Annotated in this window: 24 protein-coding genes; 15 read left to right on the forward strand and 9 right to left on the reverse strand. The window is 57.8% G+C overall.

Annotated features, from left to right (window positions below; translation table 11 throughout):
• Positions 1–18: 18 nt before the first annotated feature.
• Positions 19–1524, reverse strand: a complete 1506-nt coding sequence (locus tag ACE3MN_RS23755) for a CoA-acylating methylmalonate-semialdehyde dehydrogenase (RefSeq protein ID WP_004136147.1) — start codon at positions 1522–1524, stop codon at positions 19–21.
• 361 nt (positions 1525–1885) lie between these two features.
• Between ACE3MN_RS23755 and ACE3MN_RS23760 the strand changes: the two genes are divergently transcribed.
• Positions 1886–2707 (forward strand): TIM barrel protein, encoded by an 822-nt coding sequence (locus ACE3MN_RS23760; RefSeq protein ID WP_024360503.1) that lies wholly within the window; start codon positions 1886–1888, stop codon positions 2705–2707.
• 118 nt (positions 2708–2825) lie between these two features.
• A complete protein-coding gene (locus ACE3MN_RS23765; RefSeq protein ID WP_064343372.1) occupies positions 2826–4328 on the forward strand; it encodes a helicase HerA-like C-terminal domain-containing protein in 1503 nt (500 codons plus the stop codon).
• A gap of 42 nt (positions 4329–4370) precedes the next feature.
• Here ACE3MN_RS23765 and lptG read toward each other — a convergent pair whose 3' ends face one another.
• The gene (gene lptG, locus ACE3MN_RS23770; protein WP_004136150.1) at positions 4371–5453 is read right to left on the reverse strand and encodes an LPS export ABC transporter permease LptG; all 1083 of its coding nucleotides are present in this window, start codon (positions 5451–5453) and stop codon (positions 4371–4373) included.
• Positions 5453–6550 carry an LPS export ABC transporter permease LptF gene (gene lptF, locus ACE3MN_RS23775; protein WP_004128284.1) on the reverse strand — a complete coding sequence of 366 codons (1098 nt, stop codon included), beginning with the start codon at positions 6548–6550 and terminating at the stop codon, positions 5453–5455. The genes lptG and lptF overlap by 1 nt, the downstream gene beginning before the upstream one ends.
• A 267-nt stretch (positions 6551–6817) precedes the next feature.
• Between lptF and pepA the strand changes: the two genes are divergently transcribed.
• The 4 genes from pepA to ACE3MN_RS23795 all read left to right on the forward strand — a co-directional run bounded on the left by pepA (position 6818) and on the right by ACE3MN_RS23795 (position 12353).
• Positions 6818–8329: a leucyl aminopeptidase gene (gene pepA / locus ACE3MN_RS23780; RefSeq protein ID WP_004136151.1), complete on the forward strand. Its 1512-nt coding sequence runs from the start codon at positions 6818–6820 to the stop codon at positions 8327–8329.
• A 98-nt stretch (positions 8330–8427) separates the two neighbouring features.
• Positions 8428–8871 (forward strand): DNA polymerase III subunit chi, encoded by a 444-nt coding sequence (holC, locus tag ACE3MN_RS23785; protein WP_004098129.1) that lies wholly within the window; start codon positions 8428–8430, stop codon positions 8869–8871.
• Positions 8871–11726 (forward strand): valine--tRNA ligase, encoded by a 2856-nt coding sequence (locus tag ACE3MN_RS23790; protein WP_375364198.1) that lies wholly within the window; start codon positions 8871–8873, stop codon positions 11724–11726. Before holC ends, ACE3MN_RS23790 begins: the two co-directional genes overlap by 1 nt.
• A gap of 123 nt (positions 11727–11849) precedes the next feature.
• Positions 11850–12353 (forward strand): GNAT family N-acetyltransferase, encoded by a 504-nt coding sequence (locus ACE3MN_RS23795; RefSeq protein WP_024360506.1) that lies wholly within the window; start codon positions 11850–11852, stop codon positions 12351–12353.
• A 99-nt stretch (positions 12354–12452) separates the two neighbouring features.
• Here the strand turns inward: ACE3MN_RS23795 and miaE are convergent, their stop codons facing one another.
• Positions 12453–13211 (reverse strand): tRNA isopentenyl-2-thiomethyl-A-37 hydroxylase MiaE, encoded by a 759-nt coding sequence (gene miaE, locus ACE3MN_RS23800; RefSeq protein ID WP_004136153.1) that lies wholly within the window; start codon positions 13209–13211, stop codon positions 12453–12455.
• A gap of 52 nt (positions 13212–13263) precedes the next feature.
• Complete coding sequence (gene rraB, locus ACE3MN_RS23805; protein WP_004098122.1) at positions 13264–13689, reverse strand: ribonuclease E inhibitor RraB; 426 nt, start codon at positions 13687–13689, stop codon at positions 13264–13266.
• Positions 13690–13788: 99 nt separating this feature from the next.
• On the opposite strand from rraB, the gene argL reads away from it, so the two are divergent.
• Together argL and argF are read left to right on the forward strand one after the other, a co-directional pair.
• A complete protein-coding gene (argL, locus tag ACE3MN_RS23810) occupies positions 13789–13884 on the forward strand; it encodes a putative translational regulatory protein ArgL (protein WP_370798676.1) in 96 nt (31 codons plus the stop codon).
• Positions 13854–14858, forward strand: a complete 1005-nt coding sequence (gene argF / locus ACE3MN_RS23815) for an ornithine carbamoyltransferase (RefSeq protein ID WP_024360508.1) — start codon at positions 13854–13856, stop codon at positions 14856–14858. Before argL ends, argF begins: the two co-directional genes overlap by 31 nt.
• 191 nt (positions 14859–15049) lie before the next feature.
• Here argF and ACE3MN_RS23820 read toward each other — a convergent pair whose 3' ends face one another.
• Positions 15050–15502, reverse strand: coding sequence for a YhcH/YjgK/YiaL family protein (locus ACE3MN_RS23820; RefSeq protein WP_375364199.1), 453 nt, complete (start codon positions 15500–15502; stop codon positions 15050–15052).
• 192 nt (positions 15503–15694) lie between these two features.
• Between ACE3MN_RS23820 and ACE3MN_RS23825 the strand changes: the two genes are divergently transcribed.
• The 4 genes from ACE3MN_RS23825 to ridA all read left to right on the forward strand — a co-directional run bounded on the left by ACE3MN_RS23825 (position 15695) and on the right by ridA (position 17744).
• Positions 15695–15799: a pyrBI operon leader peptide gene (locus tag ACE3MN_RS23825; protein ID WP_009652331.1), complete on the forward strand. Its 105-nt coding sequence runs from the start codon at positions 15695–15697 to the stop codon at positions 15797–15799.
• A gap of 36 nt (positions 15800–15835) precedes the next feature.
• Positions 15836–16771 (forward strand): aspartate carbamoyltransferase, encoded by a 936-nt coding sequence (pyrB, locus tag ACE3MN_RS23830; RefSeq protein ID WP_004098118.1) that lies wholly within the window; start codon positions 15836–15838, stop codon positions 16769–16771.
• Positions 16772–16783: 12 nt separating this feature from the next.
• Positions 16784–17245, forward strand: a complete 462-nt coding sequence (gene pyrI / locus ACE3MN_RS23835; RefSeq protein ID WP_004137189.1) for an aspartate carbamoyltransferase regulatory subunit — start codon at positions 16784–16786, stop codon at positions 17243–17245.
• Between the two features lie 112 nt (positions 17246–17357).
• On the forward strand, positions 17358–17744 hold the full coding sequence (ridA, locus tag ACE3MN_RS23840; RefSeq protein ID WP_004137191.1) for a 2-iminobutanoate/2-iminopropanoate deaminase: 387 nt from the start codon (positions 17358–17360) through the stop codon (positions 17742–17744).
• 67 nt (positions 17745–17811) lie between these two features.
• Here the strand turns inward: ridA and mgtA are convergent, their stop codons facing one another.
• On the reverse strand, positions 17812–20520 hold the full coding sequence (gene mgtA / locus ACE3MN_RS23845; RefSeq protein ID WP_098067428.1) for a magnesium-translocating P-type ATPase: 2709 nt from the start codon (positions 20518–20520) through the stop codon (positions 17812–17814).
• Positions 20521–20665: 145 nt separating this feature from the next.
• Positions 20666–20719: a mgtA regulatory leader peptide MgtL gene (mgtL, locus tag ACE3MN_RS23850; protein ID WP_219192905.1), complete on the reverse strand. Its 54-nt coding sequence runs from the start codon at positions 20717–20719 to the stop codon at positions 20666–20668.
• A 180-nt stretch (positions 20720–20899) separates the two neighbouring features.
• Here mgtL and treR point away from each other — a divergent pair, with 180 nt between their 5' ends.
• The 3 genes from treR to treC all read left to right on the forward strand — a co-directional run bounded on the left by treR (position 20900) and on the right by treC (position 25105).
• Complete coding sequence (gene treR, locus ACE3MN_RS23855; protein WP_049088877.1) at positions 20900–21847, forward strand: trehalose operon repressor TreR; 948 nt, start codon at positions 20900–20902, stop codon at positions 21845–21847.
• 131 nt (positions 21848–21978) lie between these two features.
• A complete protein-coding gene (gene treB / locus ACE3MN_RS23860) occupies positions 21979–23397 on the forward strand; it encodes a PTS trehalose transporter subunit IIBC (RefSeq protein WP_004128239.1) in 1419 nt (472 codons plus the stop codon).
• 52 nt (positions 23398–23449) lie between these two features.
• On the forward strand, positions 23450–25105 hold the full coding sequence (gene treC / locus ACE3MN_RS23865) for an alpha,alpha-phosphotrehalase (RefSeq protein ID WP_049131479.1): 1656 nt from the start codon (positions 23450–23452) through the stop codon (positions 25103–25105).
• A 105-nt stretch (positions 25106–25210) separates the two neighbouring features.
• Here the strand turns inward: treC and celB are convergent, their stop codons facing one another.
• A complete protein-coding gene (celB, locus tag ACE3MN_RS23870; protein WP_155552640.1) occupies positions 25211–26566 on the reverse strand; it encodes a PTS cellobiose transporter subunit IIC in 1356 nt (451 codons plus the stop codon).
• Positions 26567–26591: the final 25 nt, after the last annotated feature.

The following is a 26591-nucleotide window of genomic DNA, read 5'->3' on the forward strand; positions in this document are numbered from 1 at the left end:
GGCGCTCTCCTTCGCCGATTAGCCTAACGTCGGCATACTGAATTCAGATACGGTTTGCTGACCCTGCGGCCAGCGGACGGTGGCGGTTTTCATACGCGTATAGAAGCGCACGCCGTCCGGGCCATGCACGTTCAGTGCGCCGAATACGGAGCGTTTCCAGCCGCCAAAGCTATGGAAGGCCATGGGAACGGGTACCGGTACGTTGACCCCAACCATTCCGGCCTGGACATCATGGACAAATTCACGCGCGGTGTGGCCGTTGCTGGTAAAGACGGCGCTGCCGTTGCCGAACTCATGGCTGTTCACCAGCTCCAGCGCGCTGTGGTAATCCGCCACGCGGACAATACCCAGCACCGGGCCAAAAATCTCCTCGCGCCAGATTGTCATCTCCGGCGTGACGTTGTCGAACAGCGTTCCGCCGACGTAGTACCCCTCTTCAAACCCTGGCACCTGCGGCTTACGGCCATCAACCACCAGCGTCGCCCCCTCGCTGACCCCTTTATCAATATATCCCAGCACTTTTTTCTGATGGGTATCGGAGACGACCGGCCCCATTTCGTTCTCCTCTTTTCCGCGCATACAGCCCGGCCCCACCTTCAGGGACTCCACCAGCGGCTTCAGGCGCGCAATCAGTTTATCCGCCGTCTCATCGCCGACGGCGACCACCACCGGCAGCGCCATGCAGCGCTCGCCCGCCGAGCCGAACGCGCCGCCCATAATGGCGTTCACGGTGGCATCCAGATCGGCATCCGGCATCACAATCGCGTGGTTTTTCGCCGCGCCAAACGCCTGTACTCGCTTGCCATAGGCGCTGGCGGTTTTATAAATATGCTCCGCCACGCCGGACGAGCCCACGAAACTTACCGCCGCGATCCGCGGGTCCCGGTAGAGCTGCTCAGCGTCTTCATTACTGCAGTGCACCACGTTAAAGACGCCATCCGGCAGCCCTGCTTCTTTCAGCAATTCCGCCAGACGCACCGCGGCGGTCGGCGCCAGCGCTGGCGGCTTGAGGACAAAGCTGTTGCCGCAGGCCAGCGCCAGCGGGAACATCCACATCGGCACCATCGCCGGGAAGTTGAACGGCGTAATGCCCGCCACCACGCCCAGCGGCTGCATCAGCGAATAGCTATCAACGCCGGTGCCGACATCCGATGAGAACTCCCCTTTGATCAGATGCGGAATACCGCAGGCAAACTCGACGACTTCCATGCCGCGCGTCAGCTCACCCATCGCGTCGGAAAACACTTTACCGTGCTCGCTGACGATAATCCCCGCCAGCTCTTCAGCATGCTGTTCCAGTAACATTTTAAAATTGAACATCACGCGCGCGCGGCGCAGCGGCGTGGTGCGCGACCAGCTCTCAAAAGCATCACGCGCCACCTGAATGGCGTCAGAGACTTCCTGCGCGGTCGATAACGTGACTTCGCGGACCACTTTGCCCGTCGCGGGGTCGAATACCGGCATTGTTTTGTTGCTGCCGCTGGTAACGGTTTTCCCGCCAATAAAGTTTCCTGTGATAGTCATGCTCTCGCCTCATCTGTATGGGGTATCGGGGGCCAACGCAGTACGGCCCATTACTGGATCTGCTGTGCTATAACCGTAGTAAAATGAAATTAATATTTCAATATTGATAGCTAATGAAATTCAATTTTGGTGACGATGGTCGCAATTTATTGTAAGGAAACGCCGCCTTGCGCGCTAAAGTCCGATAAAAAGAGATTAGACATAGCGCCTCCTGGAGCCAGCAGCAATGAAAGCACAACAGAAAAATATTTTGCGAGTCGGCTCAAAAAACCGCCATTTCATACATTGCTAATTTTGGAATAAATGTTTTGACTATGAGGCATTCGAACGAATTCGATCCCTACGTTTCAGGAGAGTCAAAATGGCTATTGCATCGCAACGTTTCTGCATCAACCGCAAGATCGCCCCGTCACTCAGCATTGAGGCCTTTTTCCGGCTGGTGAACAGCCTCGGGCTGAACAAAGTCGAGCTACGTAACGACCTCCCCAGCGGAAAAGTAACCGACGACCTGAGCCACCAGCAGGTGCGGGAGTTGGCTGACCGCTACCATATTGAGATCCTCACGATCAACGCGGTCTACCCCTTCAACTGCCGCACCGCAGAGGTTCGTAGCCTGACGGAGTCATTGTTAAAAGAAGCCAAAGCCGTTGGCGCCAAATCGCTGGTGCTGTGCCCGCTGAACGATGGTACCGAGGTTCCGGCGAGCGAAACCCTTAACGCCCTGCGCGACCTGGCGCCGCTATTCGCCTTCTACGGCATTCAGGGGCTGGTGGAACCGCTCGGTTTCCCGCAGAGCTCGCTGCGCTCCTCGGCGCAGGCGCAAACGCTGATCCACGACGCGCGGGTGCCGTTTAAGCTGCTGATCGATACCTTCCATCATCATCTTTATCCGCAGGCGGAGCAGGAGTTTAACCAGGTGGATATCGGCGAAATCGGTCTGGTCCATCTTTCCGGCGTAGAGGATACCCGCCCGCGCGAAGCCCTTACCGACAATGAGCGCATCATGCTGAGCGCAAAAGACCAGTTGCAAAGCTGCGAGCAGGTCAAAAACCTGGAGGCGCGCGGCTATCAGGGCGTGTATGCGTTCGAACCCTTCGCGCCGGAGCTGGCAAACTGGAGCGAAGGCGATATCCGCCGCGAAATCGAGCAGAGCATCGCGTTAATTCAGCGCCACTGCGCCTGAAGCGAATAAGCGAATAAGCGAATAAGCGAATAAGCGAATAAGCGAAGGCGCGCATGATTTCCCTCCTTTTGTCATCAGGTTGCCTATACTCGCAGCAGGATAAATGGAGAAATCGATCATGAGCGCACCTCTGCTGATTGCCCGCACGCTGGATAAACAGCTGCATTTACTGCCCGCTATGGCCAACCGCCACGGCTTAATTACCGGCGCCACGGGGACCGGTAAAACCGTCACCCTGCAAAAGCTGGCGGAGTCGTTCTCGGAGATCGGCGTTCCGGTATTTATGGCCGATGTGAAAGGCGACCTCACCGGTATCGCCGAGCCGGGCCAAAGTTCGGAAAAGCTGCAGGCGCGTCTTGAAAAAATCGGCGCAACGGACTGGCAGCCGCACGCCAATCCGGTGGTGCTATGGGATATTTTCGGCGAAAAAGGCCACCCGGTGCGCGCCACGGTTTCCGATCTCGGGCCGCTGCTGCTGGCGCGCCTGCTCAACCTCAATGAGGTTCAGTCCGGGGTGCTGAATATCATCTTCCGTATCGCCGACGATCGCGGGCTGCTGCTGCTCGACTTTAAAGACCTGCGCGCCATTACCCAATACATTGGCGACAACGCCAAAGCGTTTCAGAACCAGTACGGCAACATCAGCAGCGCCTCCGTTGGGGCGATTCAGCGCGGGTTACTTACCCTTGAGCAGCAGGGCGCGGAGCACTTTTTCGGCGAACCTATGCTCGATATTCAGGACTGGATGCGCGTCGACGCTGAGGGTAAAGGGGTGATTAATATCCTGAGCGCCGAGAAGCTCTACCAGATGCCGAAGCTGTACGCCGCCAGCCTGCTGTGGATGCTCTCAGAGCTTTACGAACGGCTGCCGGAGGCCGGCGACCAGGAGAAGCCAAAGCTGGTCTTTTTCTTTGATGAAGCGCATCTGCTGTTTAACGATGCGCCGCAGGTGCTGCTGGATAAAATCGAGCAGGTTATCCGCCTGATTCGCTCTAAGGCCGTCGGTGTTTATTTCGTTTCGCAAAACCCGGCGGACATTCCCGATGCGGTACTCGGTCAACTGGGCAATCGCGTGCAGCACGCTCTGCGCGCCTTCACGCCGAAAGATCAAAAAGCGGTAAAAACCGCCGCGCAAACCATGCGCGCGAATCCGGCGTTCAGTACCGAACAGGCGATCCAGGAGCTGGGCACGGGGGAGGCGCTGATCTCCTTTCTTGATGAGAAAGGCAGCCCTTCAATAGTGGAACGCGCAATGGTTATCGCCCCCTGCTCGCGTATGGGGCCGGTCACCGATGACGAACGTAACGGACTGCTTAACCACTCGTCGCTGTACGGGAAATATGAAGAAGAGATCGACCGTGAATCGGCCTTTGAAATGCTGCAACAGGGCGTTCAGAGCACAACGGAGCAACAGCAGTCGCCGCCGGTAAAAGGCCAGCAAAACGGCGATGACGACGGCCTGCTCGGCGGATTAAAAGACATTCTGTTCGGTACCACCGGGCCGCGCGGCGGCAAACGCGACGGTATCGTACAAACGGCAGCCAAGAGCGCGGTGCGTCAGGTGACCAACCAGATAGTCAGGGGAATGCTGGGAAGCTTGCTTGGCGGGCGGAAACGCTAAAAAAACGCCCCCTTTCTGACTTCAGGAAGGGGGCGCGTTACGTCAGGATTTGCGCATCATCAGCCAGAGGCTCAGCAAGAAGAAGCTGGCGCTCGGCAGTAGCGCGCCGATAATCGGCGGAATGCCGTATACCAGGGTTAGCGGGCCGAAAATCTGGTCCAGCACGTAGAAGATGAAGCCGAAGCTGATCCCGGTCACTACCCTGACGCCCATCGGCACGCTACGCAGCGGGCCAAAGATAAACGACAGCGCCATCAGCATCATCACCGCCACCGACAGCGGCTGGAAGATTTTGCTCCACATATTGAGCTGATAGCGGCCCGGATCCTGACCGCTGGACTTCAGATAGGTGACATAGTTGTGCAGGCCGCTGATGGACAGTGCGTCCGGGTCCAGCGCCACCACGCCGAGCTTATCCGGGGTCAGGTTGGTCTTCCAGGTCCCGCTGACCGTCTGCGTTCCGGTGACCTGTTTCGGATCGGTCAGGTTGGATTCATCCACCTGCGACAGCCGCCAGAGCTTATTCTCGGTATCGAATTTGGCCGACGCGGCATAGCGAACGGACTGCAGGCGGCGCTGGTCGTTAAAGGCGTAGATGCTCACTCCGCCCAGCTCATCGCTGCCTTTTACCCGCTCGATATACACAAAGTTATGGCCGTCTTTCGCCCACAGCCCCTGCTGCGTGGAAAGCAGCGACCCACCGTACATCTGCTGAGCACGATAGTTACGCGCCATCTGCTCGCCCTGCGGGGCAACCCACTCGCCTATCGCCATGGTCAGCAGCACCAGCGGAATCGCGGTTTTCATCACCGACAGCGCCACCTGCAGGCGGGTAAAGCCGGAAGCCTGCATCACCACCAGTTCGCTGCGCTGCGCCAGCATCCCCAGCCCCAGCAGCGCGCCGAGCAGCGCCGCCATCGGGAAGAAGATTTGGATATCTTTCGGCACGCTGAGAATCGTGTAGATTCCGGCCCCCAGCGCATCATAGTTGCCCTGCCCGGCCTTTTTCAGCTGGTCGACAAACTTGATGATGCCGGAGAGGGAAACCAGCATGAACAGGGTCATCATGATGGTGTTGAAAATCGTCTTACCGATATAACGGTCAAGTACCCCAAACGCCTGCATCACGCCGCTCCTTTGTTAAAACGGGCACGGAAGCGGCGCATCGGCACCGTATCCCACAGGTTCAACAGCACGGCCAACGCGAAATAGAGCAGGTTTACCGCCCACATCCAGATCATCGGGTCCATTTTGCCTTTACCGCCGCTCGATTTAATCGACGTTTGCAGCAGGAAGAACACCAGATAGAGCAGCATCGCCGGCAGCATCGACAGCACGCGGCCCTGGCGCGGGTTCACCACGCTAAGCGGCACCACCATCAGCGCCATGATGAACACCGTCGCGACCAGCGTGAAGCGCCAGTGCAGCTCCGCCCGGGCGCGATCGGTATCGGTACGCCACAGGGTGCGCATATCCATCTGCTCGGTATCGTTCGGATCGGATGCCACGGCCTGATGGCCGACAATCGCCTGATAGTTTTTAAAGTCGGTAATGCGGAAGTCGCGCAGCATCGCGGTGCCTTCAAAGCGGGTACCCTGATTCATGGTCACCACCTGCGAGCCGTCTTTACGCAGCGAGAGCTCGCCGGTATCCGCGACCACCACCGACGGGCGCGCGTTGCCTCGCGGCCGCAGTTGAGCGAGGAAAACGTCGCTGAAGCGGTTGCCGTTGACGTTCTCAATAAACAGCACCGCGCTGCCGTCGCTGGCCTGCTGGAACTGGCCCTGAGCCAGCGCCGCCATGCCGGGGTTCGCTTTCGCTTCCGCCAGCACTTCATCCTGGTGACGAGAAGACCAGGGGCCGGCCCACATCACATTGACCGCCGCGACGATGCCCGTAAAGAGCGCCAGAATCATGGCGGCTTTCACCAGCACGGCCTTGCTCAGGCCGCAGGCGTGCATCACCGTGATTTCGCTTTCGGTATACAGTTTGCCCAGCGTCATCAGCAGCCCGAGGAATAAGCTCAGGGGCAGAATGAGCTGCGCCATTTCAGGTACGCCCAGCCCTAACAGCGAGAGCACCAGATTGGTCGGGATATCGCCATCAACAGCGGCGCCGAGGATCCTGACCAGTTTCTGACAGAAGAAAATGAGTAGCAGGATGAATAGGATCGCCAACTGGCTTTTCAGCGTCTCACGAACCAGATATCTTATGATTATCACTATAAATACGCCCGTAAAAACCCGTTTTATTGCAGGAAAATTGCTTGTTTCATGGCTTAAACGTCATTTATTCTCTTTGGTCGTCGAAAACATCGCTAAGATTAAATGACTCGCTGGTTCTGCGTATCAGGATCTTTTCTGACGAACCAAGGCCGTAATAACGTTAAGATTAACACGAAGTCACCACAACAGCGGACATGAGTTACGAAAGCTTTCAATTCTATCCGTAGCCACCGTCGTTGTCTTTAAGATTCAGGAGCGTAGTGCATGGAGTTCAGTGTAAAAAGCGGTAGCCCGGAGAAGCAGCGGAGCGCCTGTATCGTGGTCGGCGTCTTTGAACCACGGCGCCTCTCCCCCATCGCCGAACAGCTTGATAAAATTAGCGACGGTTATATCAGCGCCCTGCTGCGTCGCGGCGAGCTGGAAGGCAAACCTGGCCAGACTTTATTGCTGCACCATGTGCCGAACATTCTGTCGGAGCGCATTCTGCTTATTGGCTGCGGTAAAGAGCGCGAGCTGGATGAGCGTCAATACAAGCAGGTCATTCAGAAAACTATCAATACGCTGAATGATACTGGCTCGATGGAAGCCGTCTGCTTCCTGACTGAGCTGCACGTCAAAGGCCGCAATAACTACTGGAAAGTGCGTCAGGCGGTCGAGACCGCCAAAGAGACGCTGTACAGCTTTGACCAGTTGAAAACCAACAAAAGCGAGCCGCGCCGCCCGCTGCGTAAAATGGTTTTCAACGTCCCGACCCGTCGCGAGCTGACCAGCGGCGAACGCGCCATTCAGCACGGTCTGGCGATTGCCGCCGGTATTAAAGCGGCAAAAGATCTCGGCAATATGCCGCCAAACATCTGTAACGCTGCCTATCTGGCTTCTCAGGCGCGCCAGCTGGCCGATACCTACAGTAAGAACGTCATTACCCGCGTTATCGGCGAACAGCAGATGAAAGAGCTGGGAATGAACTCTTATCTGGCGGTCGGCAACGGTTCGCAGAACGAATCACTGATGTCGGTTATCGAATACAAAGGCAGCCCGGCGGAGGATGCGCGTCCTATCGTGCTGGTCGGTAAAGGCCTGACCTTTGACTCCGGCGGCATCTCCATCAAGCCAGCCGAAGGCATGGACGAGATGAAATACGATATGTGCGGCGCGGCGGCGGTGTACGGCGTAATGCGCATGGTGGCAGAACTTCAGCTGCCGCTGAACGTTGTCGGCGTGCTTGCCGGATGTGAAAACATGCCGGGCGGTCGCGCCTACCGACCAGGCGACGTGTTGACCACGATGTCCGGGCAAACGGTTGAAGTGCTGAACACCGATGCCGAAGGGCGTCTGGTGCTGTGCGATGTGCTGACCTACGTCGAGCGCTTCGAGCCGGAGACGGTAATCGACGTGGCGACGCTGACCGGCGCCTGCGTGATAGCGCTGGGCCATCACATCACCGGCCTGATGTCGAACCACAATCCGCTGGCCCACGAGCTGATCGGCGCCTCCGAACTGGCGGGCGATCGCGCATGGCGTCTGCCGCTTGGCGACGAGTTCCAGGAACAGCTGGAGTCTAACTTCGCCGATATGGCGAACATCGGCGGCCGTCCAGGCGGAGCGATTACCGCGGGCTGCTTCCTGGCGCGCTTTACCCGCAAGTACAACTGGGCGCACCTTGATATCGCCGGTACCGCGTGGCGTTCCGGGAAAGCCAAAGGCGCGACCGGTCGTCCGGTGGCGATGCTGTCGCAGTTCCTGCTCAACCGCGCTGGATTTACCGGCGAAGAGTGATGCAACGTGCCGGGCGTACCCGGCCTACTAACGACAGTACACCGTAGGCCGGGTCCGCCCGGCTTAAGCATTTAAAGTCATCACAAGAAGCCCCATATATGAAAAACGCAACGTTCTACCTTCTGGACAACGACACACAACAAGACGGTCTGAGCGCCGTTGAACAACTGGTGTGTGACATTGCCGCAGAACGTTGGCGCAGCGGCAAGCGAGTGCTCATCGCCTGCGAAGATGAGCAGCAGGCCATTCGTCTGGACGAGGCGCTGTGGGCGCGGCCAGCGGAAAGTTTTGTTCCGCATAATCTGGCGGGAGAAGGTCCGCGCGGCGGCGCGCCGGTGGAGATCGCCTGGCCGCAAAAGCGCAACAGTAGCCCGCGGGATATACTGATTAGCCTGCGGCTAAACTTTGCAGATTTTGCCACCGCTTTCACAGAAGTGATAGACTTCGTCCCTTATGAAGATTCTTTGAAACAACTGGCGCGCGAACGTTATAAAGCGTACCGCATGGCTGGTTTCAACCTGAACACGGCAACCTGGAAATAATGGAAAAGACATACAACCCCCAAGATATCGAACAGCCGCTTTACGAGCACTGGGAAAAGCAGGGCTATTTCAAGCCTAACGGCGATGAAAGCAAAGAGTCCTTCTGCATCATGATCCCGCCGCCGAACGTCACCGGCAGTTTGCATATGGGTCATGCCTTCCAGCAAACCATCATGGATACCATGATTCGCTACCAGCGCATGCAGGGTAAAAACACCCTGTGGCAGGCAGGTACCGACCACGCGGGTATCGCTACCCAGATGGTGGTTGAGCGTAAGATTGCCGCCGAAGAAGGTAAAACCCGCCACGACTACGGTCGCGACGCCTTTATCGATAAAATCTGGCAGTGGAAAGCGGAGTCCGGCGGCACCATTACCCGCCAGATGCGCCGCCTGGGCAACTCCGTGGACTGGGAGCGCGAGCGCTTTACCATGGACGAAGGCCTGTCCAACGCCGTCAAAGAAGTCTTTGTCCGCCTGTATAAAGAAGATCTGATCTACCGCGGCAAGCGCCTGGTCAACTGGGACCCGAAACTGCGCACCGCTATCTCCGATCTGGAAGTGGAAAACCGCGAGTCTAAAGGCTCGATGTGGCATATCCGCTATCCGCTGGCCGACGGCGCGAAAACCGCTGACGGTAAAGATTATCTGGTCGTTGCCACCACCCGCCCGGAAACCGTGCTGGGCGATACCGGCGTGGCCGTTAACCCGGAAGACCCGCGCTATAAAGATCTTATTGGCAAATTCGTGATCCTGCCGCTGGTTGACCGCCGCATTCCGATCGTTGGCGATGAACACGCCGATATGGAAAAAGGCACCGGCTGCGTGAAGATCACCCCGGCGCACGACTTTAACGACTATGAAGTCGGCAAGCGTCACGCCCTGCCGATGATCAACATCCTGACCTTTGACGGCGACATCCGCGAAACCGCGGAAGTTTACGATACCAAAGGCAACGAGTCTGACGTCTACTCAAACGCCATCCCGATGGAGTTCCAGAAGCTGGAGCGCTTTGCCGCGCGTAAAGCGGTAGTTGCCGCTATTGACGCGCTGGGCCTGCTGGACGAGATCAAACCGCACGACCTGACCGTCCCGTACGGCGACCGCGGCGGCGTGGTGATCGAACCGATGCTGACCGACCAGTGGTACGTGCGCGCCGACGTGCTGGCAAAACCGGCGGTAGAGGCGGTTGAGAACGGCGATATCCAGTTCGTGCCGAAGCAGTACGAAAACATGTATTTCTCCTGGATGCGCGATATTCAGGACTGGTGCATCTCCCGCCAGCTGTGGTGGGGTCACCGCATCCCGGCATGGTACGACAACGACGGCAACGTCTACGTTGGCCGCACCGAGGACGAAGTGCGTCAGGAAAATAACCTCGGCGCCGACGTGGCGCTGCGCCAGGACGAAGACGTTCTCGATACCTGGTTCTCCTCCGCGCTGTGGACCTTCTCCACCCTCGGCTGGCCGGAAAATACCGATGCCCTGCGCCAGTTCCACCCAACCAGCGTGATGGTTTCCGGCTTCGATATCATCTTCTTCTGGATTGCCCGCATGATCATGATGACCATGCACTTCATCAAAGATGAAAACGGCAAGCCGCAGGTGCCGTTTAAAACCGTCTACATGACCGGCCTGATCCGCGATGACGAAGGCCAGAAGATGTCCAAATCGAAGGGCAACGTTATCGACCCGCTGGATATGGTCGACGGCATTTCCCTGCCGGAGCTGCTGGAAAAACGCACCGGTAACATGATGCAGCCGCAGCTGGCGGAAAAAATCGCCAAACGCACCGAGAAACAGTTCCCGAACGGCATTGAGCCGCACGGCACCGACGCCCTGCGCTTTACCCTGGCGGCGTTGGCCTCTACCGGCCGCGATATCAACTGGGATATGAAGCGTCTGGAAGGTTACCGTAACTTCTGTAACAAGCTGTGGAACGCCAGCCGCTTTGTGCTGATGAACACCGAAGATCAGGATTGCGGCTTTAACGGCGGCGAGATGACCCTGTCGCTGGCGGACCGCTGGATCCTCGCGGAATTCAACCAGACCGTCAAAGCCTACCGCGAGGCGCTGGACGGCTTCCGTTTCGATATCGCCGCGGGCATTCTGTATGAGTTCACCTGGAACCAGTTCTGCGACTGGTATCTGGAGCTGACCAAGCCGGTGATGACCGGCGGTTCCGAGTCTGAGCTGCGCGGCACCCGCCACACGCTGGTAACCGTTCTGGAAGGTCTGCTGCGCCTGGCGCACCCGATTATCCCATTCATCACCGAGACCATCTGGCAGCGCGTGAAGGTCATTTGCGGTATCACTGCCGATACCATCATGCTGCAGCCGTTCCCGCAGTACGATGCGTCTCAGGTTGACGAAGCGGCGCTGGCCGATACCGAATGGCTGAAGCAGGCGATCGTCGCCGTGCGTAACATCCGTGCGGAAATGAACATCGCCCCAGGTAAGCCGCTGGAGCTGCTGCTGCGCGGTTGCAGCGAAGCCGCGGTTCGTCGCGTGAACGACAACCGTAGCTTCCTGCTGAACCTGGCGCGTCTGGAAAGCATCACTGTGCTGCCTGCCGATGATAAAGGCCCGGTTTCGGTGACCAAAATTATCGACGGCGCCGAGCTGCTGATCCCGATGGCTGGTCTTATCAACAAAGAAGATGAGCTGGCGCGCCTCGCGAAAGAAGTGACAAAAATCGAAGGCGAGATTGGCCGCATCGAAAGCAAACTCTCCAACGAAGGCTTTGTGGCGCGCGCGCCGGAAGCGGTGATCGCCAAAGAGCGTGAGAAGCTGGAAGGTTACGCGGAAGCGAAAGCGAAGCTGATTGAGCAGCAGGCGGTTATCGCCGCGCTGTAATTCACTCGCCCCTTATCCCATCCGGGTAAGGGGCGTTTTCTGTGAAAGATCCTCGCTTGCACTCTCCCCTTCCGCAATGTTATTAACAACATTATCCGTCATCATTTTGCAATGAGTCTTCACATGAATACGAGCGCAACCCTACCGCTAACCCTGCGCCGCATCACGGCTAATGATAATCCGGCGATAGCTAACGTTATCCGCCAGGTTTCCGCCGAATATGGTCTGACCGCCGATAAAGGCTATACGGTCGCCGATCCGAATCTGGATCAACTCTATGAGCTTTATAGCCAACCGGGTTCCGCCTATTGGGTCGTTGAGCTGAATGGTGAAGTGGTTGGCGGCGGCGGCGTGGCGCCGCTCTCCTGCAGCGAGCCCGATATCTGCGAACTGCAGAAAATGTATTTTATGACCTCCGCGCGCGGCCGGGGGCTGGCGAAAAAGCTGGCGCTGATGGCCCTGGATTACGCCCGTGAACAAGGTTTCAAACGCTGCTATCTGGAAACCACCGCCTTCCTTAAAGAAGCGGTCGGTTTATATGAGCATCTCGGCTTTGAGCATATCGACGGGCCGCTGGGCTGCACCGGCCACGTTGACTGCGAAGTCACGATGCTGAAAGTATTGTAGCTCCTGAGTGTTCCTTGTACCGGCCACAGCATCAGACAAAGACCACAACGCTAATCGGTGATGGGCGCAGGCCGCTGCGGTGAAGCTGCGGCCTGGCGCTCAGACCGGCACGCCGCTGTGAAAACGAAACTCCGCTTCAGGCGCGTTAATTAACGCCGCTTCCGCCTCGCCAAGCTGGCGCACGCGTTCGCTGATATCGTCCGCGGCAATCCTCTGCGCTAAGTCCAGATAGTCCTGATAGTGGCGCGCTTCGGAGCGCAGCAGCGACAGATAAAACTTCTGCAGATCGTCATCCAGCCATGGCGCCAGCGCGGCAAAACGCTCGCAGGAACGGGCTTCAATGTAGGCGCCGCAAATCAGTTTATCGATCAGCATCACCGGTTCGTGAGAACGCACTTCCCGACGCAGCCCGCGGGCGTAATTGCTGGCGGTGATTTTGACGTAGGGAATATCGCGGGAAAGCATGATTTCGCGCACCTGCCAGAAGTGATGCAGCTCCTCTTTGATCAGCAAAATCATGCTGTCGAGCAGCTGACGTCCCCAGGGATCGTCGGTCTGCGGCATGGCGCTTTTGTTTATCTGCTTATGCAGCGCGACGAAATCCGGCTCCGGGCCCCAGCGGTAGGTGAAGTCCTCGTAGGGCTTCAGGCAGGCCAGCAGCTCATCGGCGCCGTCTTTATCCGCGACGTATCGACGTACCAGCAGCATGGCGTTTTGCGCCGCTTTCAGCTCGCACACCATATGGTCGGTCAACAGCAGCGGAAGATTTTCCGGTTTACGGGCTTCATCAATCCACGCCTGAGGAGTTGGGCAATGCAGAAAACCTAAAATCGGGGCGAGTATTTGCGGGTAATCCATTAAAATTCCTTGCTATACGGCGGCATAACGCACCGCCGTATACCTCTGCTACCTAGTGGCGAACGCCGTCGTCGTCTTCATCAACGAGATCTTCGTCGTCATCGCCTTCTTCGTCTTCCCCGTTAGGATCTTCGTAGTAGGTGCCCCAGCCGTCGTATTCCACGTCGTATTTTTCCGCCAGCGTCATCAGCTGCTCAACCTGGGCATCGATCAGCTCGGCATTCAGCGCGGATTCGCTGAGGATATCGCAGCAAATAACGGTATCACCCTCTTCCACTTCCAGCTCTTCTGGCTCAGTCACTTCATAGCCCAGCTTGAAGGCTTCTACCGCCACTTTCTCCAGCGTTTCGAAATCATCGGCGGAGAGATGGTGCTCAATGGTATACAGCGCGTCCGGATCGCTGCCGTCTTCGAGCAGCTCTTCAATAATCAGACGCGTTTCTTCACGCTGTTCTTCCAGTAATTCCGGGTTGGCCATGGCTCGTTCCTCATAATGTGTCGCAGATGCTTCTATTGTCACATACCGCCGTGATTGCCTCCACCTTCTGAGCGAAAGATTTATGACACGGGGTTGCAAATGAATATTCATACATATAAAGTGAATTTTAATTCAACAAATGGTCTAAGCCATGTGAGGGAACCATGTCCGCGTTTTATCAGAAGCATTTTTTAAAGTTGCTTGATTTTACTCCTGCAGAAATTACCGCCCTGCTTGAACTGGCGGCCAGGCTCAAAGCTGATAAGAAAAACAATATCGAAATTCAGCATCTCACCGGCAAAAACATCGCGCTCATCTTCGAAAAAGACTCTACCCGCACCCGATGCTCTTTCGAAGTTGCCGCATTTGACCAGGGCGCTCGCGTCACGTATCTCGGACCAAGCGGCAGCCAGATTGGCCACAAAGAGTCGATTAAAGACACCGCCCGCGTGCTGGGACGCATGTACGACGGTATTCAATATCGCGGTCATGGCCAGGAAGTGGTGGAAACTCTTGCCGAATATGCCGGCGTTCCGGTCTGGAACGGCCTGACCAATGAATTCCACCCCACTCAGCTGCTGGCGGACCTGCTGACCATGCAAGAGCACCTGCCGGGCAAAGCCTTTAACCAGATGACCCTGGTCTACGCCGGCGACGCGCGGAATAATATGGGCAACTCCATGCTCGAAGCCGCCGCGCTGACCGGTCTGGATCTGCGCCTGGTCGCGCCAACGGCCTGCTGGCCGGAAGAGAAGCTGGTCGAGCAGTGCCGGGCGCTGGCGCAGAAAAACGGTGGCAATATTACGCTGACCGAAGATATCGCCGCGGGCGTGAAGGGCGCTGACTTTATCTATACCGACGTCTGGGTATCGATGGGCGAAGCCAAAGAGAAGTGGGCGGAGCGTATCGCGCTGCTGCGCGCGTATCAGGTGAATAGCGAGATGATGGCGCTGACCGGCAATCCGCAGGTGAAATTCCTCCACTGCCTGCCCGCGTTCCACGACGACCAGACCACGCTCGGCAAACAGATGGCGGCGGAGTACGGCCTGCACGGCGGGATGGAAGTGACCGACGAGGTATTTGAATCCGCGGCCAGCATCGTTTTCGATCAGGCGGAAAACCGCATGCATACCATCAAAGCGGTGATGGTGGCGACGCTGGGTAAGTAAGCGTTCTCACGATATTTCCCCGGATTGCGCTGCGCTTATCCGGGCTATCCGCCCCCAAACCGCACGGATCTGTAGCCCGGGCAAGGCGCCAGGCGCAGCCCGTGGGCGTTCCCGGAGGCGGCGCTTGACGCGCCTGTCCGGGCTACCGGACCGCAACAACCATAGCCTCGGCGAGCAGCCCGGGATATTTTTTACGCCATCAGCATCTTCACAACCGCTTTGCGCACCTTCGCCGGCGTGCCGACGGCGCACAGCGGCTTATGCACTTCGCCGGGATAGAACACCACAAAGTCGCCTTCGCTGAGGATGACGGTTTTTTCCTGCGCCCCCTCCGCCAGGAAGGCGATGTCTTTATCCGCCAGCCAGTTGGTATCCGGCGCACCGGCGGGAAGAACGCTAAAGGTCATGCCCTCCTGGCCTTTGAGTACAATCTGGATGTCGAGGTAACGGGCGTGATACTCGGCGCGGCGGTCAGCCATCGGCTCGGTGGTATCTTCGGATATGAGATAGAACAGATTGTTGCCGTCAATATCATGTTTACCCAGCGGCGTCGCGTCGGTGACGTGGGCCTTAACGTGTTCGATAGCTTCGCGCAGAGACGCCGACAGCCAGCTCTGCAGATGGTGAATGTTCCCAACGATCATAATAACCTCTGATTATAAAACAGCTTTTCATTTTCCGTTTTATACCCCCCTTCGCACTGCCATACCACCTCTTTTTCAGGGTTTTTTGCATTACCGCACTCTTCTCCAGGCAAACGTTTACCTTTTGTGGATTAATCGCTTGATCCGAAAATTGAGCTGCGTATAATGCCACCCGTTTTGCCGGGAGGAATTATGGTTCAGTGTGTACGACATCGCGTCTTACCGCGTCTGAAAACAGGCGCTGGCCTGCCGTTTTTTCTTTCCGTTGCATCCGTATTCGTAAAGCCCCTTATTTAAGGGGCTTTTTTTTTGCCCAGGCGTCAGGAGATAAACATGGCTAATCCGCTGTATCAAAAACATATCATTTCTATAAACGATCTCAGCCGCGAAGACCTTGAACTGGTACTGGCAACCGCAGCAAAGCTCAAAGCCCATCCACAGCCTGAGCTGCTGAAGCATAAAGTGATTGCCAGCTGCTTTTTTGAAGCGTCGACCCGCACCCGCCTGTCGTTTGAAACCTCGATGCACCGCCTGGGCGCCAGCGTGGTCGGTTTCTCAGACAGCAGCAACACCTCGCTGGGCAAAAAAGGCGAAACCCTGGCCGATACCATCTCGGTCATCAGCACCTATGTCGATGCCATCGTTATGCGCCACCCGCAGGAAGGCGCGGCGCGCCTGGCGACCGAGTTCTCCGGCGGTATTCCGGTACTCAACGCCGGCGACGGCGCGAATCAGCATCCGACGCAGACCCTGCTGGATCTGTTCACCATTCAGGAGACCCAGGGCCGTCTGGAAAATCTTAACGTCGCGATGGTCGGCGATCTGAAATACGGCCGCACCGTTCACTCCCTGACCCAGGCGCTGGCGAAATTTAACGGCAACCGCTTCTACTTTATCGCGCCGGACGCGCTGGCCATGCCGCAGTACATCCTCGACATGCTCGACGAAAAAGGCATTGCCTGGAGCCTGCATAGCGCCATTGAAGAGGTGATGGAAGAGGTGGACATTCTGTATATGACCCGGGTGCAGAAAGAGCGCCTCGACCCGTCGGAATATGCCAATGTGAAGGCGCAGTTTGTCCTGCGCGCCGCCGATCTGGAAGGCGCCCGCGCCAACATGAAGGTGCTGCACCCGCTGCCGCGTATTGATGAAATCACCACCGATGTCGATAAAACGCCGCATGCCTGGTACTTCCAGCAGGCGGGCAACGGCATCTTCGCGCGCCAGGCGTTACTGGCGCTGGTACTGAATAGCGATCTGGCACTGTAAGGGGAAAAAGAGATGACACACGACAACAAATTACAGGTAGAAGCCATCAAACGTGGCACCGTTATCGACCATATCCCGGCGCAGGTCGGCTTTAAGCTGCTAACCCTGTTCAAACTGACCGAAACGGATCAGCGCATCACCATCGGCCTGAACCTGCCGTCAGGCGAAATGGGCCGCAAAGATTTAATCAAAATCGAAAACACCTTCCTGACCGACGAGCAGGTCAACCAGCTCTCCCTGTATGCGCCGCAGGCGACGGTGAACCGCATTGATGATTATGAAGTGGTCGGTAAATCCCGTCCGCATCTGCCGGATCGCATCAACAACGTGCTGGTTTGCCCCAACAGCAACTGCATCAGCCACGCCGAGCCGGTCTCTTCCAGCTTTGCGGTAAAAAAACGTGAAAACGATATCGCGCTGAAGTGCAAATATTGTGAAAAAGAGTTCTCACATAATGTGGTTCTGGCGAACTAATTGAGGTTGGTATTGCGTACCCGGCTCCCTATAATGGCCGGGTCTCTTACCTCTCATCTTTCGCAGTTAGCGACGCGAAAGATTTATATAATGCTGTGATTCAGGAGAACTCATGTCTAAAACTATCGCGACGGAAAATGCACCCGCAGCTATCGGCCCGTACGTTCAGGGTGTTGATCTGGGTAACATGATTATCACTTCCGGCCAGATCCCGGTAGACCCGAAAACCGGCAGCGTGCCGGAAGATGTCGCCGCTCAGGCGCGTCAGTCGCTGGACAACGTGAAGGCCATCGTTGAAGCCGCGGGTCTGAAAGTGGGCGATATCGTTAAAACTACCGTTTTCGTGAAAGATCTGAACGACTTCGCCACCGTGAACGCCGCCTATGAAGCCTTCTTCACTGAACATGACGCCACCTTCCCGGCGCGCTCCTGCGTGGAAGTGGCGCGTCTGCCGAAAGACGTGAAGATTGAGATTGAAGCGATCGCCATTCGTCGCTAATCGGATGCGGTATGAACAAAGGCAGCCAACGGCTGCCTTTGTTGTTTCTGCGCGTAAAGCTCCCCACTCACTGCCAGCCGTAGCGACGGCTGTAGAAACCTTTCACCATCTGCGTCAGCGTCATATAGCCCGCCAGGATGGCAATTAGCCACGGGAAGTAGCTTAGCGGCAACGCCTGAAGCTGCAAATAGCCTGCCAGCGGCGAGAACGGCAGCGCAATCCCTACCACCATCACCAGCAGCGTCATCACGATCAGCGGCCAGGCCGCGCGGCTCTGAATAAACGGGATCCTGCGCGTGCGGATCATATGCACAATCAACGTCTGCGACAGCAGGCCAACCACGAACCAGCCAGACTGGAACAACGTTTGATGTTCCGGCGTATTGGCATGGAACACCCACCACATCAGACAGAACGTCAGAATATCGAATATCGAACTGATCGGCCCAAAAAAGACCATAAAGCGCCCGAGATCCGCCGGGTTCCAGCGCTGCGGTTTACGGATCTGCTCATCGTCAACGTTATCAAACGGGATCGCGACCTGGGATACATCGTACAGCAGGTTCTGGATCAGCAGATGCAGCGGCAGCATCGGCAGGAACGGCAGGAAGGCGCTGGCCACCAGCACGCTGAAGACGTTACCGAAGTTGGAGCTGGCGGTCATTTTGATGTACTTGAGCATATTGGCGAAGGTCCGGCGGCCTTCAATAACCCCCTCCTCCAGCACCATCAGGCTCTTCTCCAGCAGGATGATATCCGCCGCCTCGCGGGCAATATCCACCGCGCCGTCGACGGAAATACCGATATCCGCCGCGCGCAGCGCCGGGGCGTCGTTAATGCCGTCGCCCATAAAGCCCACCACGTGTCCTTCGCGTTTCAGCAGGGTCACGATACGCTCTTTGTGCAGCGGCGCCAGGCGCGCAAACAGGGTGGTACGTTTTGCCAGCTCGGCTAGCTCATCATCGTTCAGCGCTTCAACCTGGCTGCCGATAACCACATCCCCCGCATCCAGCCCCACTTCGTGGCAGACTTTGGCCGCCACCAGCTCGCTGTCGCCGGTGAGGATTTTGACCGTAATGCCGCTGGCCTTCAGCGCCTTCAGCGCCGGGGCGGTGGTCTCTTTCGGCGGATCGAGGAAGGCGATATAGCCTTCGAGGATCAGGTCTGACTCATCCGCGCGCTGGTAGTCGCCTTCGCGGGCGGGCAGATACTTCGTCGCCACCGCTACCACGCGCAATCCCTGACGGTTGAGGGTATCGGTCACGCGACGGATGCGCCGCAGCATGGTGTCGTCCAGCGGTACGATGTCGCCGTTATAGCGCACCTGGGTCGAGACGTTGAGGATCTCCTGCAAAGCGCCTTTGCAGATCAGCTGATGGACGTTGTCCTGCTCCTGCACCACCACCGACATACGGCGACGCTCAAAATCGAACGGGATCTCATCCACTTTTTGCCAGCGTTCCGCCAGCCCGCGCGCCGGCTCCAGTTCCACTCCCTCCAGCACTGCGGTATCGAGCAGATTCTTCAGTCCGGTCTGATAATGGCTATTCAGCCAGGCGGTATGCAGCACGCGTTCGCTCACTTTGCCGGAGACATCGGTGTGGTTCTCCAGCACGATTTTATCCTGCGTCAGGGTACCGGTTTTATCGGTGCACAGAATGTCCATCGCGCCAAAGTTCTGTATCGCGTCGAGATGCTTGACGATCACTTTCTGTTTCGACAGCTTCACCGCCCCGCGCGCCAGGGTCGAGGTGACGATCATCGGCAGCATTTCCGGGGTCAGGCCCACCGCGACGGAGAGCGCGAACAGCGCCGCCTCCCACCAGTCGCCTTTGGTGTAGCCGTTAATCAGCAGCACTATCGGCGTCATCACCAGCATAAAGCGGATCAGCAGCATGCTGACCCGGCTGATGCCTTTCTGAAAGGCGTTCGGCTCGCTTTCCTGCTCGCTGACGCGACCGGCCAGTTGGCCAAACCAGGTGCCGCCGCCGGTGGCGAAAACGATGGCCTGCGCCGATCCGCTCACCACGTTGGTGCCCATAAAGCACAGGGTGTCGCACTCCAGCGGGTTCGTCTGTAGCGGGTCGCGGGTGCGGGTCACTTTTTCGACGGGCAGCGATTCCCCGGTCAGCGAGGCCTGGGCGACAAACAGGTCGCGCGCCTGAATGATGCGCAGATCTGCCGGGATCATGTCTCCCGCCGATAGCTTGACGATATCTCCCGGCACCAGCTGGTCGATAGGGAGTTCGCACCAGCGGCTCTCGCCCTGCTCGTTCACCACCCGCAGGACCGTCGCGGTGTTGCTGACCATCGCCTTCAGGGCGTCCGCCGCTTTGGTCGAGCGGGCTTCCTGGATAAAGTTCAGCAGCGTGGAGATCCCCACCATCAGGGCGATAACCGCCGCGGCAAACAGATCCTCCGTCGAGTAGGAGACGATACCCAGGACGGTCAGCAGCAGGTTGAAGGGGTTGCGATAGCAGCTCCACAGATGCACCCACCACGGCGACGGCTTCTGCGCCGGGATCTGGTTTTCGCCGTACTGCGCGATTTTCTGCGCCACTTCGCCTTCGTTTAGCCCTTCCGGATGGCTGGAGAAAGCGCGCCAGATTTCATTCTCATCCATTGCCGCCACGTTCAGGCACTGCTTACCGAGAGAATCCGGGATCGGCGCGCTCGCCAGATTGCGGGCATCGGGTAGCGGATCGCGTTGCACTAAACGACGCGGTAAATGACGGCCAAGCTGGGCAAACAGCTGGCGGGTAAAATTTTTCAACATAAACAGTCCCTCCGCGCTCGCGCGAGCGAACGCAGCGCTACCGACAGGCGCGAGTCAACCTTACCTGTCAGGCATATTATTTTTATGGCAGGGACATCAAGGACGTCGCTGCTTTACGCTTCCGGTAAAGCAGCGCTAAGCGGGATTACCGGAAAAAAAGATGGCTCCATCGAGGGTCGGGAGTGGGTTCGGGGTCCATAAAATCTCCGGTAAATGAATACAAACGGCGCGAATTATATCGTCACCGATAATCTATTTGTGGCTATTATGGCGATGATACCCCCGGGTAGCTAAACCAGACGTAAACCAGACTTTGCTCATTGTGGTTTCCTTGAGTAGCATTAGGCTGACTTTAATCGGACCACAACGAGAACCCTGCATGCAAAACCGGCTGACCATCAAAGATATCGCGCGCTTAAGCGGCGTCGGGAAATCGACGGTATCCCGCGTGCTTAATAACGAAAGCGGCGTTAGCGAACGCACTCGCGAGCGAGTGGAAGCGGTGATGCAGCAGCACGGATTTTCGCCCTCGCGTTCCGCCAGGGCGATGCGCGGCCAGAGCGATAAAGTGGTGGCGATCATCGTCACCCGTCTGGATTCGCTGTCGGAAAACCTCGCCGTTCAGACCATGCTCCCCGCCTTTTACGCCCAGGGCTACGATCCGATTATGATGGAAAGTCAGTTCTCCCCGGCGCTGGTCGAGGAGCATCTCGGCATGCTCGCCCGGCGCAATATCGACGGCGTGGTGCTGTTTGGTTTTACCGGCATCCAGCAAGAGATGCTCACCCCTTGGCGGGAGACGCTGGTGCTGCTGGCCCGCGACGCGCCGGGCATCGCCTCCGTCTGCTATGACGATGAAGGGTCGATCAGGATGCTGATGCAGCGTCTTTACGATCGCGGGCATCGCCATATCAGCTTCCTCGGCGTGCCGCATAGCGATGTGACCACCGGGCAGCGCCGCCACCAGGCCTATCTCGATTTCTGTCTGAAAAAACGCCTCACTCCCCTCGCCGCGCTGCCGGGTCTGGGCATGAAACAGGGCTACGAAAGCGTCGCAGAGGTGCTATCGGCAGAGACCAGCGCGCTGGTCTGCGCTACCGATACCCTCGCGCTGGGGGCCAGCAAGTATCTCCAGCAGCAGGGAATCGATCGTCTCCAGCTTGCCAGCGTCGGCAGCACGCCGCTGATGAAGTTTCTCCACCCGGAGATCCTGACGGTCGATCCCGGCTATGCCGAATCCGGACGCCAGGCGGCACAGCAGCTGATCGAGCAGATCGCCGGCCACCGTGAGCCCCGTCAAATCGTCATTCCCGCCGTACTGAATTAAGTCCGCCTGAGCGATTTATGTGATCTTCGCTGCGTTTCGGGAACGTTCCCATTTTGCAATTCAAACGAAGCGGTTAGGATTCAGCTCAAGTTAAATATGCTATCTCTCCCCCTCGGTCATGAGGCCTCATCATGAGTAAAGTGAATCAGCAGGACATCGATAAACTTATCGAACTGGTGGGCGGGCGCGACAATATCGCCACCGTCAGCCACTGTATTACCCGTCTGCGCTTTGTGCTGAATAATCCGGCCATCGCCAAACCGAAAGACATTGAACAGCTACGCATGGTGAAGGGCTGCTTTACCAACGCCGGACAGTTCCAGGTGGTGATCGGCACCGAGGTTGGCGACTACTATAAAGCGCTGCTGGCGACCACCGGCCAGGCCAGCGCCGACAAAGAGCAGGCCAAAAAAGCCGCGCGGCAAAATATGAAATGGCATGAACAGCTCATTTCACACTTCGCGGAGATCTTCTTTCCGCTGCTGCCTGCGCTGATCAGCGGCGGCCTGATCTTAGGCTTCCGCAACGTGATCGGCGATCTACCGATGAGCAACGGCCAGACGCTGGCGCAGATGCACCCGTCGCTGAAAACTATTTATGACTTCCTGTGGCTGATTGGCGAGGCGATCTTCTTCTACCTGCCGGTGGGCATCTGCTGGTCCGCGGTCAAGAAAATGGGCGGCACGCCGATCCTCGGCATCGTGCTGGGCGTCACGCTGGTCTCTCCGCAGCTGATGAACGCCTACCTGCTGGGCCAGCAGGTGCCGGAAGTCTGGAACTTTGGTCTGTTCACGATTGAGAAAGTCGGCTACCAGGCGCAGGTTATCCCGGCCCTGCTGGCGGGACTGGCGCTCGGCTTTATCGAAACGCGGCTGAAACGCATCGTGCCTGACTATCTCTATCTGGTGATCGTACCGGTCTGTTCGCTGATTCTGGCGGTCTTCCTCGCGCACGCTTTTATCGGCCCGTTTGGCCGCATGATTGGCGACGGCGTGGCCTGGGCCGTGCGTCATCTGTTAACCGGCAGCTTCGCGCCGATTGGCGCCGCGCTGTTCGGCTTCCTGTACGCGCCGCTGGTGATTACCGGGGTTCATCAGACCACGCTCGCCATCGATATGCAGATGATTCAGAGCATGGGCGGGACGCCGGTATGGCCGCTGATTGCGCTATCCAACATCGCCCAGGCATCGGCGGTCGTGGGAATCATCATCGCCAGCCGCAAGCAGAATGAACGCGAAATCTCCGTTCCGGCCGCCATTTCCGCCTACCTCGGCGTCACGGAGCCGGCCATGTACGGTATCAACCTGAAGTACCGCTTCCCGATGCTGTGCGCGATGGTCGGCTCCGGTCTTGCCGGGCTACTGTGCGGTCTGAACGGCGTAATGGCCAACGGTATCGGCGTCGGCGGCCTGCCGGGCATCCTCTCTATCCAGCCAACCTACTGGCAGGTTTACGCGCTGGCGATGGCCATCGCCGTGGTGGTGCCGATTGTCCTGACGACGGTCGTCTACCAGCGCAAATTCCGCCAGGGCACCTTACAGATTGTCTGACTTCTTATTTTCGGGGCGCCCAGGCGCCCCTTTGCTGTAGCAGGAACGCGATATGAATACCCTTCCCCTCTGGTGGCAAAACGGCGTTATTTATCAAATCTATCCGAAGAGTTTCCAGGACACGACCGGGACCGGAACCGGCGATCTGCGCGGCGTGACCTCCCGCCTCGACTATCTGCAAAAGCTCGGCGTTGACGCCATCTGGCTGACGCCGTTCTACGTCTCGCCGCAGGTGGATAATGGCTACGACGTCGCCAACTATACCGCTATCGACCCAACCTACGGCACGCTGGACGATTTCGACGAACTGGTCGCTCAGGCGCACGCTCGCGGGATCCGCATTGTGCTGGATATGGTGCTGAACCACACTTCGACCGAACACGCGTGGTTCCGCGAAGCGCTCAATAAAGAGAGTCCGTATCGCCAGTTCTATATCTGGCGCGACGGTGAACCCACCACGCCGCCCAACAACTGGCGCTCTAAATTTGGCGGTAACGCCTGGCAGTGGCACGCCGAAAGCGAGCAGTACTATCTGCATCTGTTCGCGGTTGAGCAGGCGGACCTGAATTGGGAAAACCCGGCGGTGCGCGCGGAGCTGAAAAAAGTGTGCGAGTTCTGGGCCGATCGCGGCGTCGACGGCCTGCGCCTCGACGTGGTCAATTTGATCTCCAAAGACCAGACCTTTCCGTCCGATACGGATGGCGACGGCCGCCGCTTCTATACCGACGGCCCGCGAGCGCACGAATTTTTGCAGGAGATGAGCCGCGATGTCTTTACCCCGCGCAACCTGATGACGGTCGGCGAAATGTCCTCCACCACGCTTGCGCATTGCCAGAAGTACGCGGCGCTCGACGGCGGCGAACTGTCGATGACCTTTAACTTCCACCATCTGAAGGTTGACTACCCCGGCGGCGAGAAGTGGACGCTGGCGCGCCCGGATTTTGTGGCCTTGAAATCGCTGTTCAGGCACTGGCAGCAGGGGATGCACAATCGCGCGTGGAACGCGCTGTTCTGGTGTAACCACGACCAGCCGCGCATCGTCTCCCGCTTCGGCGACGAGGGGGAGTACCGCGTCCCGGCGGCGAAAATGCTAGCGATGGTGCTTCACGGTATGCAGGGCACGCCCTATATCTATCAGGGCGAAGAGATCGGCATGACGAATCCGCACTTTACGCGCATTACCGATTATCGCGACGTTGAGAGCCACAACATGTTTATCGAACGCGCGGCGCAGGGTCAGGACCCGGATGAACTTCTGGCGATTCTGGCCAGCAAATCGCGCGATAACAGCCGTACGCCAATGCAGTGGAACAGCGCTGATCACGGCGGTTTTAGCGCAGGCGAGCCGTGGATTGCGCTGTGCGATAACTATCGCGAGATCAACGCCGAAGCGGCGCTGGCGGACCCGGAATCGGTGTTTTATACCTATCAGCAGCTGATTGCGCTGCGCAAGAGCGCGCCGGTGCTGACCTGGGGCGACTATCAGGACCTGCTGCCGGAACATCCGTCGCTGTGGTGCTACCGCCGTCAGTGGCAGGGACAAACGCTGGTCGTCGTGGCGAACCTGAGCCGCGAGTTTCAGCGCTGGCAGCCGGAAGCGATGAGCGGCGAATGGGGGATGCTGATGAGCAACTACGCGGAAGCGGCAAACCGTCCTGCCGCTATGACCCTGCGTCCGTTTGAAGCGGTATGGTGGCTGCAGGAGTAACCCCCTCCCCGGCTTGCGCTACGCTTAGCCGGGCTACCGATTCACAGCCATCTGCGGGCCGGTAGCCCGGACAGGCGCGTCAAGCGCCGCCTCCGGGAATACGCTTTAAATACGCTCCGCCGCAGACAGCGTCGGGCTGGCTTCCGGCTGCGCTGACGCCTGCTCTTCTTTTGCCTTCAGGCGATCCCATACCCGGAAAAACGGATAATAGATCACCAGCGAGATCGCCAGGTTCACCACCTGCAGCACCGCGCCGGAAATATGTCCCCCCGTCGCCAGATAGCCGCTCATAAAAATCGGCGTGGTAAACGGCAGCGCAATCCCCGCCGGCTTCATCACCAGCCCGGTGGCCATCGAGGTATACGAGACAATCACCAACAGGACCGGCGTCAAAATAAACGGCAGGAAGAAGTACGGGTTCATCACCAGCGGAATGCCGAATACCATCGGCTCGCTGATATTGAACAGCGCCCCCGGCGCGGCAATTTTCCCCAGCTGTTTCATCTGCTGGCTACGGCTGCGCAGCAGCATAAAAATCACCAGCCCCAGCAGCGCCCCGGTACCGCCGGGCGCAATCCACAGGTCATAAAACTGCTGGGTGATGATATGCGGGATCGGCAGTCCGTTCTGAAACGCTTCCAGGTTCTCCGACATATTCGACAGCCAGACCGGGCGAATAAACACCAGCACGATAGTGTCGCCGTGCAGCCCCAGGGTCCACAGAATGCCAATCAGGATCACCGAGATAATCATCCCCGGCAGCGAACCGCCGACGTGCGACATCGGAATACCAATCAGCGTGGTGATCATGCTATTGATATCGCCGAACGGCGAGGCTTCGACGATCAGGCGCAGCGCCAGTACCACGGCCAGCACGCAGAAGCCGGGGATCAGGGCAAGAAAGGATTTCGCCACCGCCGGCGGTACGCCGTCCGGCATGCGGATCACCAGATTACGGCTGGCCACCAGGCGGTAGATCTCCGTGGAAAGCAGCGAAATCACAATCGCCACAAACAGTCCCTGGCTGCCAATCATCCCCACCGGCAGCACGCCTTTGACAAGTTGCGCCGCTGAACCATCTGCCGGCGTAAAGAGCGTCACCTGCGGGATCGTCATCACAAACGCCACCAGCGACATCGCCCCGGCGCTAAGCGGGTCCAGGGTGCGATATTTTTCCGCCAGCCGGTAGGCAATGCCGAAGGCCGAGAGCAGCGCCATGATGTCATAGGTCGCTTTGACCGGGTACAGCATTTTGTCGCGCCAGGCATCGCCAAATACGCTGGCCATCATCTCACCGTAGCCGGGAATCGGCAGGTAGGCGAATATCAAGAAAAACGAACCAATCAGCATAAACGGCATATTGAGAATAATGCCGTCGCGTACCGACAGGACATGCTTCTGGCCGCCGATTTTCAGCGCGGCGGGCATGACATAGCGTTCAATAAATGAAGTACGAGACATAATGGTATCCCCGAAGGCGGAAAAG

The sequence above is a fragment of the Klebsiella grimontii genome (genome assembly GCF_042137965.1).
Lineage (GTDB): Bacteria > Pseudomonadota > Gammaproteobacteria > Enterobacterales > Enterobacteriaceae > Klebsiella > Klebsiella grimontii.